Below are 14,802 nucleotides of genomic sequence, written 5' to 3'. Positions count from 1 at the left end.
AGCTTCTCCTGATTCAGGCCAACGCTGCACGGGCGGCAGCGAAAGCGTCTGGGGTATTGAGGTTGGATGTCGATACGCCTTCGGCGCAACGTTTGTTCAGACCGGCCAGCACTTTGCCTGGGCCGCATTCGACCAGATTGGTCGCGCCCTTGGCGGCCAGCGCCTGGACCGATTCAACCCAGCGTACAGGCTTGTAGAGCTGCTCAAGCAGATCGCGCTTGAGGGTTTCCAGATCGGCCGGCACATCGGCGCTGACGTTTTGCACCACAGGAATCTGCGGTGTTTGCCAGTCGATAGCGGCGATGGATTCAGCGAAACGCTCGGCAGCCGGACGCATCAGCTCACAATGGGACGGAACGCTGACCGGCAGTGGCATGGCGCGTTTGGCACCACGGGCCTTGCAACCCTCGATGGCGCGCTCGACCGCAGCCTTGGCACCGGCGATAACCACTTGGCCCGGGGAGTTGAAGTTCACGGCGCTGACCACTTCGCCCTGCGCCGCTTCGGCACAGGCTGCCAGCACGTCAGCGTCTTCCAGGCCAAGGATGGCAGCCATACCGCCCTGCCCGGCCGGAACCGCTTCCTGCATCAGTTGGCCGCGACGCTCGACCAGCTTCACCGCATCGCCCAGGCTCAGACTGCCCGCCGCGACCAGTGCGCTGTATTCACCCAGGCTGTGACCGGCAACATAAGCCGGACGCGCGCCGCCTTCAGCCAGCCACAAGCGCCATAGGGCGATCGAGGCAGTCAGAATGGCCGGTTGGGTTTTATCGGTTTGATTGAGCTGTTCTTCCGGCCCTTGCTGGGTCAGTGCCCACAGGTCATAACCCAGAGCATCGGAAGCTTCTTTGAATGTTTCGAGGACAACCGGATGTTGCGCGCCCAACTCGGCCAGCATGCCGAGGGACTGCGAACCCTGTCCCGGAAAGACGAATGCGAGGGAAGCAGACATGTAACAAGCCCCTAATGATCTTGTCGTCGGAGAATTGACGTCCCGCTTCGGGGACGCAAGAAACTGACAGTTGGATGGCCAAATGAACTGAGCAGTCACATTTAAGCATTGTCCGACGAAAACGCCTAAAGCAACAAATCCTCCAGACGGCCGTGAATCCGCTCCGGCAGGTTTTCCTGAATCTCGATCAGGGCACGGGAAATGGCACTTTGAAAACCCTGAACCCCCGCAGAACCGTGGCTCTTCACCACAATCCCCTGCAAACCAAGGAAGCTTGCTCCGTTATGCCTTGCGGGTGCCAGATCAGCTTGAAGACGCTTCATCAGCGGCAACGCCAAAGCACCCACCAGACGCGACGGCAGGCTTTTCTTGAACAATGCCTCGATGCGCCCGGCAATCATGGTCGCCAGGCCTTCGCTGGATTTGAGCAGGATATTGCCGACAAAACCGTCGCACACCACCACATCCGCTTCGCCGCGATACAAACCGTCGCCCTCGACAAAACCGATGTAATTGATGCCACGGGCAGCCTGCAACAAAGTCGCGGCCAGCTTGACCTGCTGATTACCCTTGATGTCTTCGGTGCCGATATTCAGTAACGCCACACGCGGACGCACGATACCCAGGGTTTCCGCGGCAACCGAACCCATCACTGCGAACTGCAACAGATGCTCGGCACTGCAATCGACATTGGCACCCAAGTCGAGCAGTTGGCAGTAACCCTTTTGTGTCGGAATCGCCGCCACCATGGCCGGCCTGTCAATGCCCGGCAAGGTCTTGAGCACAAACCGCGACAATGCCATCAGCGCACCGGTGTTTCCGGCACTGACACAGGCCTGAACCTTGCCATCACGCAACAACTCAAGCGCTACGCGCATCGACGAATCGGGTTTGCCACGCAAGGCCTGGGCAGGTTTTTCGTCCATGGTGATGACTTCGGACGCCGGAGCAATCGACAGGCGCGCGCGATCCACAGCCGATTGGCCAGCGATCAATTCTTCAAGGAGGGAGGGTTGACCGACAAGGGTCAGGTGCAGCGAGGGAGTAGCAGACAGGCAAGCAAGGCTGGCCTGGACAATGCTGCGGGGACCGAAGTCCCCGCCCATTGCGTCAATCGCGATGACTTGAGCAGACAAGTGATTACTCGTCAGCGCCCTTGTCGATCACTTTACGGCCACGGTATACGCCTTCTGGCGATACGTGGTGACGCAGGTGAACTTCACCAGTGGTTTTTTCTACAGACAGGGTGCTAGCCTCGAGAGCGTCGTGCGAACGGCGCATGTCACGGGCAGAGCGGGATTTTTTGTTCTGCTGAACAGCCATAATTGATTAACTCCTAAACGTTTGGGTCACGCTTTAACTGCGCCAATACACTGAACGGGTTGGACCGCGTTACCTCGTCCTCGCTCGGTTCGGGCTCATCTGCTCCCGCCGGCTGCTGGCATTCTTCCGGATGATGAGCAGGCACAATGGGCAAGGCGAGCAGAAGCTCCTCCTCGATCAGTGACTGCAGATCCAATGGATCTTCGCCCAGTTCCAGCACGTCATAACCTTTCGGCAACGACTGGGTATTCGCACCCTCCTTCACCACAGCGTAACTGCATTCGCTATGGATCGGCAGGGTGACCAGCTCAAGACAACGCTGGCAAACCATTTTGACTTCAGTGTCGATAAAGCTGTGGATGACCACAGATTTACGTTCATCTCGTTCAAAAACGAATTTAGCCTGCACCGTACCGACATTGTCGGAAAGCGGGTCGCAGAGTCTCTCCAAATCGGCCAGCAGCATTTCACCTTGAAGGGTGGTGCCACGATCAGCCAATTTGCGCGGGTCAACGTGAGGTGGAATCGGGTCATTCAACATAGGCGCAGCATTATAGGGATGCACCCGCCCATGTCAAAGGAAATTCAGCCCTGTCCGTCACTTGGAAGCCCCGCTAGAATTCTCACCTGCCATTTGGAGACACGCATGCTGCCTTTATTACTCGCTTCCAGCTCGGTTTATCGCCGGGAATTGCTGGCCCGCTTGCAGCTACCGTTCATCTGCAGCTCGCCTGACATCGACGAAAGCCATCGCCTTGGCGAATCCGCCATTGATCTGGTTAAGCGCCTCGCCGAGGAAAAAGCCCGGGCGCTGGCCGGCAGCCATGGCGCTCACTTGATCATCGGTTCCGACCAGGTCGCCGTGCTCGGCGACAGGATTATTGGCAAACCCCACACTTTCGAAAAGGCCCGCGAACAACTGCTAGCCTCAAGCGGCACCAGCGTGACCTTCCTGACGGGCCTGGCGCTGCTCAATAGCCACACCGGCCATTGCCAGGTCGACTGCGTACCTTTCACCGTACACATGCGCACACTCGACGCCGCGCGCATCGAACGCTACCTGCACGCAGAGCAGCCCTACGATTGCGCTGGCAGCTTCAAGGCCGAAGGCTTGGGGGTGAGCTTGTTTCAAAGCACCGAAGGTCCTGATGCCACCAGCCTTGTCGGCCTGCCATTGATTCGCCTTGTGGACATGCTGCTGATCGAGGGCGTGCAAATCCCCTGAAAAGCAAAAGATCGCAGCCTTCGGCAGCTCCTACAGGGATTCGTGTCACCGCAACGGACATCGAATCTGTAGGAGCTGCCGCAGGCTGCGATCTTTTGATCTTGAAACAGCTTAGCGCAGCGACGGGCCGTTAAACCCCATCCACATCGCCAAATGCTCAGCCACGCTGGCACCAAGCTTTTTCGAGAAGCGATCGAAAGGCGACTCCTGAACGGTGAAGTCCACCAACTCTTTTTCGCCGATTACATCACGCGCAACCGAACTCGCATTACCCAGGCCATCAATCAAGCCCAACGGCAGTGCCTGCTCGCCAGACCAGACCAGCCCGGAGAACAGCTCCGGATGCTCCTTGTCCTTCAGGCGATCGCCACGGCCCTGCTTGACGCTGTTGATGAACTGCTTGTGCGTAGTATCGAGCACACCCTGCCAGAACGCAGTCTCTTCGGGTTTTTGTGGTTGAAACGGATCGAGGAACGATTTGTGCTCGCCAGACGTGTAGGTGCGTCGCTCTACACCCAGCTTTTCCATGGTACCGACGAAGCCGTAACCGGCCGCCGTTACACCGATAGAGCCCACCAGGCTCGCCTTGTCGGCGTAGATCTGATCGGCAGCGCTGGCGATGTAGTAGGCACCGGAGGCACCGAGATCGGAAATCACCGCGTACAGCTTGGTATCGGGGTGCAGAGCTCGCAGACGGCGAATCTCGTCATAGACGTAGCCTGACTGCACCGGACTGCCGCCCGGACTATTGATACGCAGGATGACACCCTTGACCTTGTCGTCCTCGAAGGCCGCACGCAGGCTGCCTACGATATTGTCGGCGCTGGCCGGCTCCTTGTCGGCGATCATGCCGGTCACGTCGATCAGTGCGGTGTAGTTACCACTGCGAGTGGCGGCTTTTTCCATGTCCATCAATGGCGAGAACAATGCCAGTGCAACGAACAAGTACACAAAAGTCAGCAGCTTGAAGAAAATCCCCCAGCGACGCGACCGACGCTGTTCCTGCACACCGGCCAGCAAAGTCTTTTCCAACAGCTTCCAGCTCTTTTCGTCGCCGTTCTCTGCGCTCGCCTTGGCGGGCGCTTTCCATTCGTCAGCCATGCCATCTACCCCAGCAAAAAACGTATTAAGCCTGCTGACTCAGCCAGGCATGCAATTCAGAAAATCGATCGATCGACAGCCGCGGCTCATAAAGCTTCAACGCTTCGATGGATTGAGCACCATAGCTGACCGCAACCGAGTCCATGCCGGCGTTGCGCGCCATCTGCAAGTCGAAGGACGAATCGCCCACCATCAACGCCTGCTCCGGGCGGACCTCGCAATGGGCAAGAATCTGCTCAAGCATCAGGGGGTGTGGCTTACTCGCAGTCTCGTCGGCAGCACGGGTGATATCGAAATAATCTTCCCAGCCGTGGGACTTGAGCACTCTATCCAGACCGCGACGCGCCTTGCCGGTGGCCACGGCCAAATGATAGCCCTCGGCACGAAACGCCTCCATCGACTCGACCACACCTTCGAACAACGGCGAAGGCACCGCCTCGGAGGCGATGTAGTGATCCGCATAGTGCTGACGAAACGCTACCAGTTCGGCATCGCCGATTTCCGGATACAGGGTGCGGATGGCTTCCGGCAGACCCAGGCCGATGATGCCTTTGACGGCAAAATCATCGCGCAACTGAAACCCGGATCGCTCGGATGCCACGTGCATCGCCTCGACAATCCGACCAATGGAATCGGCGAGCGTGCCATCCCAATCGAAAATCAGCAGCTTGTAATCAGATGGGCGCACTCAATCGCTCCACGGTTTTGGCCCACATCTCGTCGACCGGCGCCTGCAACTTGAGTTCACCGCCATCAGGGAGTGGCACGGTCAGCATGTAGGCGTGCAGGAACAGGCGTTTTCCGCCCAGGTCCCGGATTTCCTTGCTGAAACCTTCGTCGCCATACTTGGTGTCGCCGGCAATGCAGTGCCCGGCGTGCAAGGTGTGGACGCGGATCTGGTGAGTGCGACCGGTGATCGGCTTGGCTTCGATCAGGGTGGCAAAGTCGCCGAAACGACGCAGGACCTTGAACACGGTCACAGATTCCTTGCCCTCCTCCTCGTCTACTTCGACCATACGCTCGCCGGAGCGCAGATTGCTCTTGCCGAGCGCCGCCCGGACTTGCTTGATCGAGGACGCCCAGTTACCGCGAACCAGCGCCATGTAACGCTTATCGACGCCATCGCCGCGCAAGGCCGTGTGCAAGTGACGCAGCATGCTGCGTTTCTTGGCGATCATCAGCAGGCCGGAAGTGTCACGGTCGAGACGGTGAACCAGCTCGAGCTCCTTGCAATCGGGACGCAACTGACGAAAGGCTTCGATGACACCGTAATTCAAGCCGCTGCCGCCGTGAACGGCGATGCCGCACGGCTTGTTGATCACGAGCAGCGCTTTGTCTTCGTAGACAATCGAGGCTTCGAGTCGCTGCAGCAGGCCTTGAGCCAGCGGCACCGGCTCGTCGCGCTCAGGCACGCGAACCGGCGGCACGCGCACGATATCGCCCGCCTGCAGCTTGTATTCGGGCTTGATCCGACCTTTGTTCACTCGCACTTCGCCTTTACGCAAAATGCGATAAATCAAGGTCTTGGGCACGCCTTTGAGCCGAGCGAGAAGGAAGTTATCAATACGTTGGCCGGCATATTCCGGCGAGACCTCAAGCAGTTGTACGCCTGGGGTCGAAGGGGCAGTAGTCGTCATGGCGCGGATGATAACAATTTTTTATGGAATTGAAGCACTTAATCATTGCTGCTATAGTCGCGAACGCCGCCAAAAGCGGCCTGGACAGCGGACCAACGGTCAAAAACCGGCCCTGACCAACGCAATTCACCAGGACGCGAGGCCGTCCTACGGGGCTTTCGCTACGTAACGGTGGAGTTTGCAGGTGTAACGAGCGCAGGTGACATGAGGCCTGAATCACGCCGTAAAGCAGAGTTTTCACTCGTTTTGCGAGCCATATTCACGGCCAGTTCACAAAGTGCAGTCAGCTGCGAATGACCCCGAGCGAGCGCTTCGGAAACATCGCCTAAATTAGCCATGATGCGTGACCCTCCCCTTTCGGAGCTCACGGTAAATGCCAACCCGCTGCGGATTCTGCGCGCGGCAGCACCCGAATTATCAGGGATACGTGTAGGGTGGAGATGCACAACCGCTGGACTGTGTAGCAATAGGCTTTATCAAGACGCTTCATCTCGTCCACAGCCGCCGGTTGATTCCTCCTCCTGACTGAGTGCTTAAGTAGCCACAGCAAGCAGGACGCGTACGTCGCGATGAAGGCCCACATTGGCCGGACTTCGCTGGACACGGGAATGGCCAACCACTCCCGACGCACCTGACACCGACCATGAGAAGTCGTGTGTGCCGAACGCCGTTTCCGGCAGCCCGGAAACCGACGGTACTACATGAAAAGAATGCTGATTAACGCAACTCAACCCGAAGAGTTGCGTGTTGCACTGGTAGATGGCCAACGCCTCTACGACCTGGACATCGAATCCGGTGCACGCGAGCAAAAGAAGGCCAACATCTATAAAGGCCGGATTACTCGCATCGAACCAAGCCTCGAGGCTGCCTTTGTCGATTTCGGCTCTGAGCGCCACGGCTTCCTGCCCCTCAAAGAAATCTCCCGCGAATACTTCAAGAAAGCCCCTGAAGGCCGCGTCAACATCAAGGACGTCCTGAGCGAAGGCCAGGAAGTTATCGTTCAGGTTGAAAAAGAAGAACGTGGCAACAAGGGCGCAGCCCTGACCACCTTCATCAGCCTGGCCGGTCGTTACCTCGTTCTGATGCCGAACAACCCGCGTGCCGGCGGTATCTCCCGTCGCATCGAAGGTGAAGAGCGCAACGAACTGCGTGAAGCCCTGAACGGCCTGGTTGCCCCGGCTGACATGGGTCTGATCGTGCGCACTGCCGGCCTGGGCCGCAGCAGCGAAGAAATGCAGTGGGACCTCGACTACCTGCTGCAACTCTGGACCGCCATCAAAGAAGCGTCGCTGGATCGTTCCGCGCCTTTCCTGATCTACCAGGAAAGCAACGTGATCATCCGCGCCATCCGCGATTACCTGCGCCAGGATATCGGCGAAGTGCTGATCGACAGCGTTGAAGCCCAGGACGAAGCCCTGACCTTCATTCGCCAGGTGATGCCGCAGTACGCCAGCAAGATCAAGCTGTACGAAGACAGCGTTCCGCTGTTCAACCGCTTCCAGATCGAAAGCCAGATCGAAACCGCCTTCCAGCGCGTCGTCGAACTGCCTTCCGGTGGTTCCATCGTTATCGATCCGACCGAAGCCCTGGTGTCCATCGACATCAACTCGGCGCGCGCCACCAAAGGCAGCGACATCGAAGAGACCGCCCTGCAGACCAACCTTGAAGCCGCCGAAGAAATCGCCCGTCAGTTGCGCCTGCGCGACATCGGCGGCCTGATCGTCATCGATTTCATCGACATGACTCCTGCCAAGAATCAGCGCGCCGTGGAAGAGAAAGTCCGCGAATGCCTGGAAGCCGACCGCGCTCGCGTGCAAGTCGGTCGCATTTCGCGCTTCGGCCTGCTGGAAATGTCCCGTCAGCGCCTGCGTCCATCCCTGGGCGAAAGCAGCGGCATCGTTTGCCCGCGTTGCAACGGCACCGGCATCATTCGTGATGTTGAATCGCTGTCGCTGGCGATCCTGCGCCTGATCGAAGAAGAAGCCCTGAAAGACCGCACCGCTGAAGTTCGCGCCCAAGTGCCGATCCCGGTGGCTGCGTTCCTGCTCAACGAAAAACGCAACTCGATCACCAAGATCGAACTGCGCACCCGTGCCCGCATCGTCATTCTGCCGAACGATCACCTCGAAACGCCGCACTTCGAAGTGCAGCGTCTGCGTGACGACAGCCCGGAAGCCGCGATCAACCAGTCCAGCTACGAAATCGCTGCTGCCGCTGCCGAAGTCGAAGAAGTCCAGCCAGCCGCTGCGACCCGCACCCTGGTTCGCCAGGAAGCCGCGGTCAAGACTGCTCCAGCCCGCGCCAATGCTCCGGTTCCGACCGAAGTCGTTGCTGCTCCGGTTGCCGCACCGGCCGCCGTGCCAGAGCCAAGCCTGTTCAAAGGCCTGGTGAAGTCGCTGGTCAGCCTGTTCGCTATTAAAGAAGAGCCTGCCGCTCCGGTTGTGGTTGAAAAACCAGCGACCACCGAGCGTCCGGCCCGCAACGAAGAGCGTCGCAACGGTCGCCAGCAAAGCCGCAACCGTAACGGTCGCCGCGATGAAGAGCGTAAGCCTCGTGAAGAGCGTGCACCGCGTGAAGAGCGTGCACCGCGTGAAGAACGCGCACCACGTGAACCACGCGAAGAGCGCGCACCACGCGAAGCCCGCGAAGAGACTCCGGTCGTAGCTCGTGAGGAACGCGCACCACGCGCGCCACGTGAAGAACGTGCACCGCGCGCTCCGCGTGAAGATCGCAAGCCACGTGGCGAGCGTGAAGAGCGTGTTCGTGAACTGCGTGAACCTCTGGACGCTGCCCCAGCCGCCGCTGCTGCCACCGCTGAAGAGCGTCCAGCCCGTCAGCCACGCGAAGAACGCGCTCCACGCCCACCGCGTGAGGAACGTCAACCACGTGCCGAGCAAGCCGCTGCTGCCGTTGCCGAAGAAGAGCTGACCACCAACGAAGAGCAACTGCAGGAAGATGGTCAGGACGGCGCCGAAGGCGATCGCCCACGCCGCCGTTCCCGTGGCCAGCGTCGTCGCAGCAACCGCCGCGAGCGTCAACGCGATGCCAACGGCAATGTGATCGAAGGTTCGGAAGAATCCGAAGCCGGCGAAGGCAATGAAGCCCCAAGCACTGCCGATCTGGCCGCCGGCCTGGCTGTTACCGCAGCCGTTGCCAGCACCGTGATCAGCGCTCCGGCCGAAGCCCAAGCCAACGAGCAAGCCGAACGCGCCACTGCCGCCACCCTGGAATCCGCTCCAGTCGAAGCGCCAGTCGTTGAAGCGATCACTCCGGTCGAAGCCACTGCATCGCCGGAAATCGAAGTAGCTCCGGTTCGTGAAGCACAGCCTGAAGTTGAAGCTGCTGCCGAGCCTGCTGTTGTCGTTGAAGCGCCTGCCGTGGTTGCAGAGCCGGTTGCTGAAACCGTTGCGGAAAACGTGACCGAAACCGTTCGTGAAGTTCGCGAAGAGCAAACCGCGTTCAACTGGGTTGCCGAGCCAGCCGTTGCTGAAACGCCTGCTCCAGCGCCAGTCGCTGAAGTCGAAGTGGCTGAAGCGGTGGTTTCCGAGCCGGTTGTTGCTGCCGAGCCAGCCCCAGTGGTTGAAGCACCGGTTGTCGCCGAAGCGCCTGCCCCCGTGGTCGAAGCCGCTCCAGTCAGCGCCCTGACACCAAGCGGCCGCGCGCCAAACGACCCGCGTGAAGTGCGTCGTCGCAAGCGTGAAGAAGAGCGTCTGCAGAAGGAGGCCGAACTGGCCGCCGCTGCTGCTCCGGCTGAAGTGGTTGCCGCTGAGTCTGCGCCGGTTGTTGCTGACGTGGTCGAAGCAGCGCCTGCCCCGGCTGCCGAAGTCGCTGCCGAGCCAGTTGAATCGGTGATCCACGAAGCACCTCGCTCCGTTCAGGAAGCGGTAGAGCAACACGAGCAAGCCCTGGAAAAAGAGCACGAGCCTAAACCTCTCGTCTGATTCCAACGGCCACTAAAAAGCCCCGCCTGGTAATCCCAGGCGGGGCTTTTTTATGTCCCAACAGATCAAAAGATCGCAGCCTTCGGCAGCTCCTACAATGGAATGCGCAACCCTGTAGGAGCTGCCGAAGGCTGCGATCTTTTGATCTTTCAGCTATCTCCAAACATCAATTTCTCAGGCACATCCACATCCCACAACACACCCGGATCATCCACCGTCACTTCAACCACCCGCCCCTGCGCAAACAACGGCTTGGCCCCGCGATCACCCGATAACGCCATCAACCCCGATCCAAAGCTGCGGCCAAATCCCACCGGATGCCCGTATTCGCCGTCCTGAACCGGCACACTGATGCAGTCATCGGCCACTTCATCCACAACTTGCTCAATGCTTGAAGGCAGGATAAACGGCATATCCCCCAACACCATCAACCAACCATCAAGCTGCGCACACGCCGCCACTCCAGCCGCAATGCTGTCTCCCATTCCAGTCGACTCGATCAGCACGATTTCGCAGCCATAGGCCTTGGCCATGCGGATCACCTGTGGACGATCAGCCGTTGTCACCAGAACCCGCTTTTCCAACGTGACCGGCAGATTGACCAGAACCTGCTCAATGACGGATCGGACTGCGCCATCACGCCCCGCGCAGTCCGCCAGCAACTTGTCCTTTTCATCGCCCGCGACCTGTCGAAACCGACTGCCCTGCCCCGCGGCAAGAACAATCACACCAATGGCTTCACTCATGCGCCCTCCCGTACCGGCTTCTTTTGCTTCAACTCGACGCCGTTCTTGATCGCCACAATCTCGGCCATCAGCGACAAGGCAATTTCCGCCGGGCTGTGACTGCCAATATGCAAGCCGATTGGCCCGTGCAATCGATCGATGGCCTGCTGCGACAAGCCTAGTTGAGCCAGGTTGTCCCGACGTTTCTGACTGTTGACCCGTGAACCCAGCGCCCCGACATAGAACGCCGGGGAATCAAGAGCTGTCAGCAAAGCCATGTCATCCAGTCGCGGGTCATGAGTAAGGGCGACAATCGCCGTGCGTTCGTCGGTCTGGATGTTCAGCACGGCCTCGTCGGGCATGCCCGAGACGAATCGCCCGTGCTGCTCTTCCCAGCCGTAGACGAACTCGCTGCGCGGATCGCAGATCAACACCTCGAAATCCAGCAACCGCGCCATTTCGGCGACATACCGCGATAACTGCCCCGCACCGATCAGCAACAAGCGCCAACGCGGGCCATAAATGGCCCGCAACGTCTGGCCATCAAAAGCCAGCACATCGGTTTTGTCAGCTGGCTGCAACAGCACTTCACCACTTGAAATATCAAGCGAGCGAGCGACGATTTCATGGGCTTCGCAGCGCGCCAGCAGTTCGGCGACCCAACCCGGTTCGCCGACGCGCTCTTCGGTCAAACGCAAGGTGCCGCCGCAGGGCAGACCGAAGCGCGCCGCCTCTTCGCGGGTCACGCCGTAGGTAATCAGTTGCACCGGCGGCCCGTCGGTCGGGATACGACCATCGTGCAGCCGGGCAATCAGGTCGTCCTCGACACAACCGCCGGACACCGAACCAATCACCACACCGTCCTCACGCAAGGCCAGCATGGCACCAGGCGCCCGGGGCGCGGTGCCCCAGGTCTGGACCACGCTGTACAACACCACCCGCTGACCGGCGCGGCGCCACTCCAGCACGCTGCGCAAGACGTTCAGATCGACGCTGTCCATCAGGCCTTGGCCTTCTGCCAGCCTTGCAACTGATAGCGAACCGGCAGATCGCGGATGCGCTTGCCAGTAGCGGCGAAGATCGCATTGCACAGCGCCGGCGCAATCGGTGGTACGCCCGGTTCGCCGACGCCGCCCAAGGGCACGGTGCCCGGTGGCGTGACGAGATGCACAGCGACTTCCTTCGGCGCCAGGGACATGCGCGCCACTTCGTACATGTGGAAGTTGTCCTGCTGCACCTTGCCGTCCTTGAAGCTGATCTCGCCGAGTACCGCGTTGCCCAGGCCCATGACGCAAGCGCCTTCGAATTGCGCGCGAATGCGTTCAGGGTTGATCTGCGGCCCGCAATCCACAGCGATGTCAGCCTTATGCACAATCAAGGTGCCATCGTCTTTGACTTCGACCTCAATCACCGCAGCCACGTAGGTCACGAAGCTGTAATGCACCGCCAGGCCCAACCCTCGGCCCTTCGGCAACTCGCGCCCCCAACCGGCGGCTTTGGCGGCGGTTTCCAGTACCGTGCGCAGGCGCGCGGTGTCGATCGGATAACGCTCGGGCGATTCGCCGTAGTTCCACTCTTCACTCAAGGTAAGCGGATCAATCTGACGATCCGGGCCGAGCAATTTGATCTGATACTTGAGCGGATCTTCCCCGGCCTTGTGCGCCAGTTCATCGATGAAACTCTGGATCGCGAAACCGTGGGGAATGTTCGACACCGAGCGATACCAGCCAACCCGGGTGTGGACGGTGGCTTCGGGGTTTTCCAGACGGATGTTGGGGATCGCATAGGCCATGTTGGTGAAGCCCATGCCCAACTCGAACGCAGCCTCATGGTTCATGCCCGGGGCGAATAGCGCGGTGATACTCGGCGCCACCGTGCGGTGTAACCAGCCGGACGGCAGACCGTCCTTGTTCAGACTGGCCTTGAGGTACTCCGCCGATACGGTGTGGAAGTAGGAACAATGAATGTCGTCTTCACGGGTCCATTGCACCCGCACGGCTTTACCGGGGAATTCCTTGGCCAGGATGGCTGCTTCAATAATGAAATCGGGCTTGGACTTGCGACCGAAACCGCCACCTAGCAACGTGACATTGAACGTGACGTTATCGAACGGCAGGCCCAGGCGCTCGCCGATGCGTTCACGGGTAACTTGTGGCGCCTGGCTCGGCCCCCAGGCTTCGCACACGCCATCCTTATAGCGGGCGATGGCGACCATCGGTTCCATCGGCGATTGCGACAGATGCGGCAGGTAGTAGGAGGCTTCAAGGGTGCTGTCGGCGCTACTCATGGCCTCCTCGATGTTGCCGGTATTGCGCACTACTTTGCCGGGCTTGAGCGAGGCGGCTTCCAGTTCCTTGCGGTAGGCAATCGAGTCATAACTGGCGTTGGCGCCATCATCCCACTCGATCTTCAGCGCTTCACGGCCCTTGATTGCCGCCCAGGTGTTGTTGGCCACCACGGCGATACCACCCAGCGGCTGAAACTCCGAAGGCAGCGGACGGCTTTCGATCTGAATCACTTTGACCACGCCCGGGACTTTCATCGCGGCGCTGCCATCGAAGCTCTTGACCTTGCCGCCGTACACCGCAGGCCGGGCAATGGTGGCGAACAACATGCCGTCGAAATGCACGTCGGCGCCATAGACCGCGCGACCGTTGACGATGTCCTCACCGTCGATGGCCTTGGTGCCCTCCTTGCCGATGTAGCGGAATTCCGAAGGTTGTTTGAGCTTCAGGCTGTCACGCGCCGGCACGGCCAACGCACCGGCAGCAGCGGCCAGGGCGCCATAACCCAGCTCGCGGCCGGAGGGTTTGTGGATGACTTTATGCAGCTGCGCATGGCATTCGCTGACCGGCACTTTCCACTGGTCGGCGGCGGCCTGTTCGAGCATGGTCCGCGCGGCGGCGCCACAGCGGCGCATCGGCTCGTACCAGTGGCGCATGCTGCGCGAACCGTCGGTGTCCTGGTTGCCGAAGCGCACTTCGTCACCCGGCGCCTGCTGCACTTTGACCCGAGCCCAATCAGCTTCTAGTTCATCGGCAACCACCATGGTCAGACTGGTGCGCACGCCTTGGCCCATTTCTGAACGGTTGCACACCACCGTCACCGTGCCATCGGCGGCGATGCTGACGTAAACCTTGGGATCATCCACCCAACCATTGGGCATGCCATCGGCGCCGAATTTCTTCACTTCTTCGGCAAACACGTCCTGCCAGCCCCAACTCGCAGCGACCACCAGCGCACCGGCAGCGCCCACACCTTTTAGGAAACCACGGCGGCTGAGGTTGCTCAGGGCGAAATCATTCGGTAACTGGCTCATGCCTTGGCCTCCTTCAGGTGAGTGGATGCCTGGCGGATGGCAGTCTTGATGCGGTTGTAGGTGCCGCAGCGGCAGATGTTGCCGACCATCGCCTCTTCGATCTGCTCGTCGCTCGGGTTCGGATTGGTCTTGAGCAACGCAGTGGCCGACATGATTTGCCCGCCCTGGCAGTAACCGCACTGGGCTACCGCAGTGTCGAGCCAGGCTTGCTGCACGACTTTGCCGACCGGGTCGGCGTGCAGATTGTCGATAGTGGTGACGTTCTGCCCCACTACCGAGCCAATCGGCGTGATGCAACTGCGCGCCGGAGCGCCTTCGATATGGATGGTGCAAGCACCGCACAAGCCCATGCCGCAGCCGAATTTGGTGCCGTTGTAGCCGGCCACATCGCGGATTGCCCAGAGCAGCGGCATGTCCTCGGTGACGTCGAGTTGATGGTCTTGACCATTGAGCTTCAGGGTAATCATGGGCACGCCCGCATAGTATTGGGTTATGGGGTCGAGCAATCTGCCGCTTTAGCCAAGCGGTTTGGTTATCACAGATCGACTCAGGCTAATGGGCTCTCTTGTGCTGACGAAC

The 14,802-nt window shown here is 59.9% G+C and carries 13 protein-coding genes; 2 read left to right on the top strand and 11 right to left on the bottom strand.

The window, feature by feature from the left end:
• Nucleotides 1–13: 13 nt before the first annotated feature.
• From fabD to KGB21_RS26015, 4 genes are all read right to left on the bottom strand, one after another.
• Nucleotides 14–952 (bottom strand): ACP S-malonyltransferase, encoded by a 939-nt coding sequence (fabD, locus tag KGB21_RS26030; RefSeq protein ID WP_034149958.1) that lies wholly within the window; start codon nt 950–952, stop codon nt 14–16.
• A gap of 125 nt (nt 953–1,077) precedes the next feature.
• Entirely contained in the window at nt 1,078–2,088 is a 1,011-nt protein-coding gene (gene plsX / locus KGB21_RS26025; RefSeq protein WP_080758050.1) for a phosphate acyltransferase PlsX, read from the bottom strand.
• 4 nt (nt 2,089–2,092) lie between these two features.
• Nucleotides 2,093–2,275, bottom strand: coding sequence for a 50S ribosomal protein L32 (gene rpmF, locus KGB21_RS26020; protein WP_003179396.1), 183 nt, complete (start codon nt 2,273–2,275; stop codon nt 2,093–2,095).
• Between the two features lie 13 nt (nt 2,276–2,288).
• Entirely contained in the window at nt 2,289–2,816 is a 528-nt protein-coding gene (locus KGB21_RS26015; RefSeq protein WP_007942001.1) for a YceD family protein, read from the bottom strand.
• A 105-nt stretch (nt 2,817–2,921) separates the two neighbouring features.
• On the opposite strand from KGB21_RS26015, the gene KGB21_RS26010 reads away from it, so the two are divergent.
• Nucleotides 2,922–3,500 (top strand): Maf family protein, encoded by a 579-nt coding sequence (locus tag KGB21_RS26010; protein ID WP_223507142.1) that lies wholly within the window; start codon nt 2,922–2,924, stop codon nt 3,498–3,500.
• A gap of 111 nt (nt 3,501–3,611) precedes the next feature.
• Here KGB21_RS26010 and KGB21_RS26005 read toward each other — a convergent pair whose 3' ends face one another.
• Genes KGB21_RS26005 through rluC form a run of 3 tightly spaced genes read right to left on the bottom strand, consistent with a single transcriptional unit; the run spans nt 3,612 to nt 6,238 of the window.
• Nucleotides 3,612–4,601 carry a S49 family peptidase gene (locus tag KGB21_RS26005; RefSeq protein ID WP_034149962.1) on the bottom strand — a complete coding sequence of 330 codons (990 nt, stop codon included), beginning with the start codon at nt 4,599–4,601 and terminating at the stop codon, nt 3,612–3,614.
• Between the two features lie 25 nt (nt 4,602–4,626).
• The gene (locus KGB21_RS26000; protein WP_034149963.1) at nt 4,627–5,289 is read right to left on the bottom strand and encodes an HAD-IA family hydrolase; all 663 of its coding nucleotides are present in this window, start codon (nt 5,287–5,289) and stop codon (nt 4,627–4,629) included.
• Entirely contained in the window at nt 5,276–6,238 is a 963-nt protein-coding gene (rluC, locus tag KGB21_RS25995; protein WP_034149964.1) for a 23S rRNA pseudouridine(955/2504/2580) synthase RluC, read from the bottom strand. The genes KGB21_RS26000 and rluC overlap by 14 nt, the downstream gene beginning before the upstream one ends.
• A gap of 701 nt (nt 6,239–6,939) precedes the next feature.
• Between rluC and rne the strand changes: the two genes are divergently transcribed.
• Nucleotides 6,940–10,179, top strand: coding sequence for a ribonuclease E (gene rne, locus KGB21_RS25990; protein ID WP_223507141.1), 3,240 nt, complete (start codon nt 6,940–6,942; stop codon nt 10,177–10,179).
• Between the two features lie 149 nt (nt 10,180–10,328).
• On the opposite strand, the gene KGB21_RS25985 is transcribed toward rne, so the two are convergent.
• From KGB21_RS25985 to KGB21_RS25970, 4 genes are read right to left on the bottom strand one after another with little or no spacing between them, the layout of a single operon-like run.
• Entirely contained in the window at nt 10,329–10,925 is a 597-nt protein-coding gene (locus tag KGB21_RS25985; RefSeq protein WP_034149966.1) for an NTP transferase domain-containing protein, read from the bottom strand.
• A complete protein-coding gene (locus KGB21_RS25980; protein WP_223507140.1) occupies nt 10,922–11,905 on the bottom strand; it encodes an XdhC family protein in 984 nt (327 codons plus the stop codon). Before KGB21_RS25980 ends, KGB21_RS25985 begins: the two co-directional genes overlap by 4 nt.
• Nucleotides 11,905–14,223, bottom strand: coding sequence for a xanthine dehydrogenase family protein molybdopterin-binding subunit (locus KGB21_RS25975; RefSeq protein ID WP_223507139.1), 2,319 nt, complete (start codon nt 14,221–14,223; stop codon nt 11,905–11,907). The genes KGB21_RS25980 and KGB21_RS25975 overlap by 1 nt, the downstream gene beginning before the upstream one ends.
• Entirely contained in the window at nt 14,220–14,690 is a 471-nt protein-coding gene (locus KGB21_RS25970; RefSeq protein ID WP_034149969.1) for a (2Fe-2S)-binding protein, read from the bottom strand. Before KGB21_RS25970 ends, KGB21_RS25975 begins: the two co-directional genes overlap by 4 nt.
• Nucleotides 14,691–14,802: the final 112 nt, after the last annotated feature.

The sequence above is a fragment of the Pseudomonas sp. GL-RE-29 genome (genome assembly GCF_019947275.1).
In the GTDB taxonomy this organism is placed as follows: Bacteria; Pseudomonadota; Gammaproteobacteria; order Pseudomonadales; family Pseudomonadaceae; genus Aquipseudomonas; species Aquipseudomonas fluorescens_A.
This window is presented reverse-complemented; position numbering and strand designations above follow the sequence as displayed.

Bases quoted from the DNA above. Each gene is read 5' to 3' on its own strand.
- fabD (WP_034149958.1), bottom strand. From the start codon at position 952: ATGTCTGCTTCCCTCGCATTCGTCTTTCCGGGACAGGGTTCGCAGTCC.
- rne (WP_223507141.1), top strand. From the start codon at position 6,940: ATGAAAAGAATGCTGATTAACGCAACTCAACCCGAAGAGTTGCGTGTT.
- KGB21_RS25970 (WP_034149969.1), bottom strand. From the start codon at position 14,690: ATGATTACCCTGAAGCTCAATGGTCAAGACCATCAACTCGACGTCACC.
- KGB21_RS26010 (WP_223507142.1), top strand. From the start codon at position 2,922: ATGCTGCCTTTATTACTCGCTTCCAGCTCGGTTTATCGCCGGGAATTG.
- KGB21_RS25985 (WP_034149966.1), bottom strand. From the start codon at position 10,925: ATGAGTGAAGCCATTGGTGTGATTGTTCTTGCCGCGGGGCAGGGCAGT.
- KGB21_RS26015 (WP_007942001.1), bottom strand. From the start codon at position 2,816: ATGTTGAATGACCCGATTCCACCTCACGTTGACCCGCGCAAATTGGCT.
- KGB21_RS25975 (WP_223507139.1), bottom strand. From the start codon at position 14,223: ATGAGCCAGTTACCGAATGATTTCGCCCTGAGCAACCTCAGCCGCCGT.
- rluC (WP_034149964.1), bottom strand. From the start codon at position 6,238: ATGACGACTACTGCCCCTTCGACCCCAGGCGTACAACTGCTTGAGGTC.
- KGB21_RS25980 (WP_223507140.1), bottom strand. From the start codon at position 11,905: ATGGACAGCGTCGATCTGAACGTCTTGCGCAGCGTGCTGGAGTGGCGC.
- rpmF (WP_003179396.1), bottom strand. From the start codon at position 2,275: ATGGCTGTTCAGCAGAACAAAAAATCCCGCTCTGCCCGTGACATGCGC.
- KGB21_RS26005 (WP_034149962.1), bottom strand. From the start codon at position 4,601: ATGGCTGACGAATGGAAAGCGCCCGCCAAGGCGAGCGCAGAGAACGGC.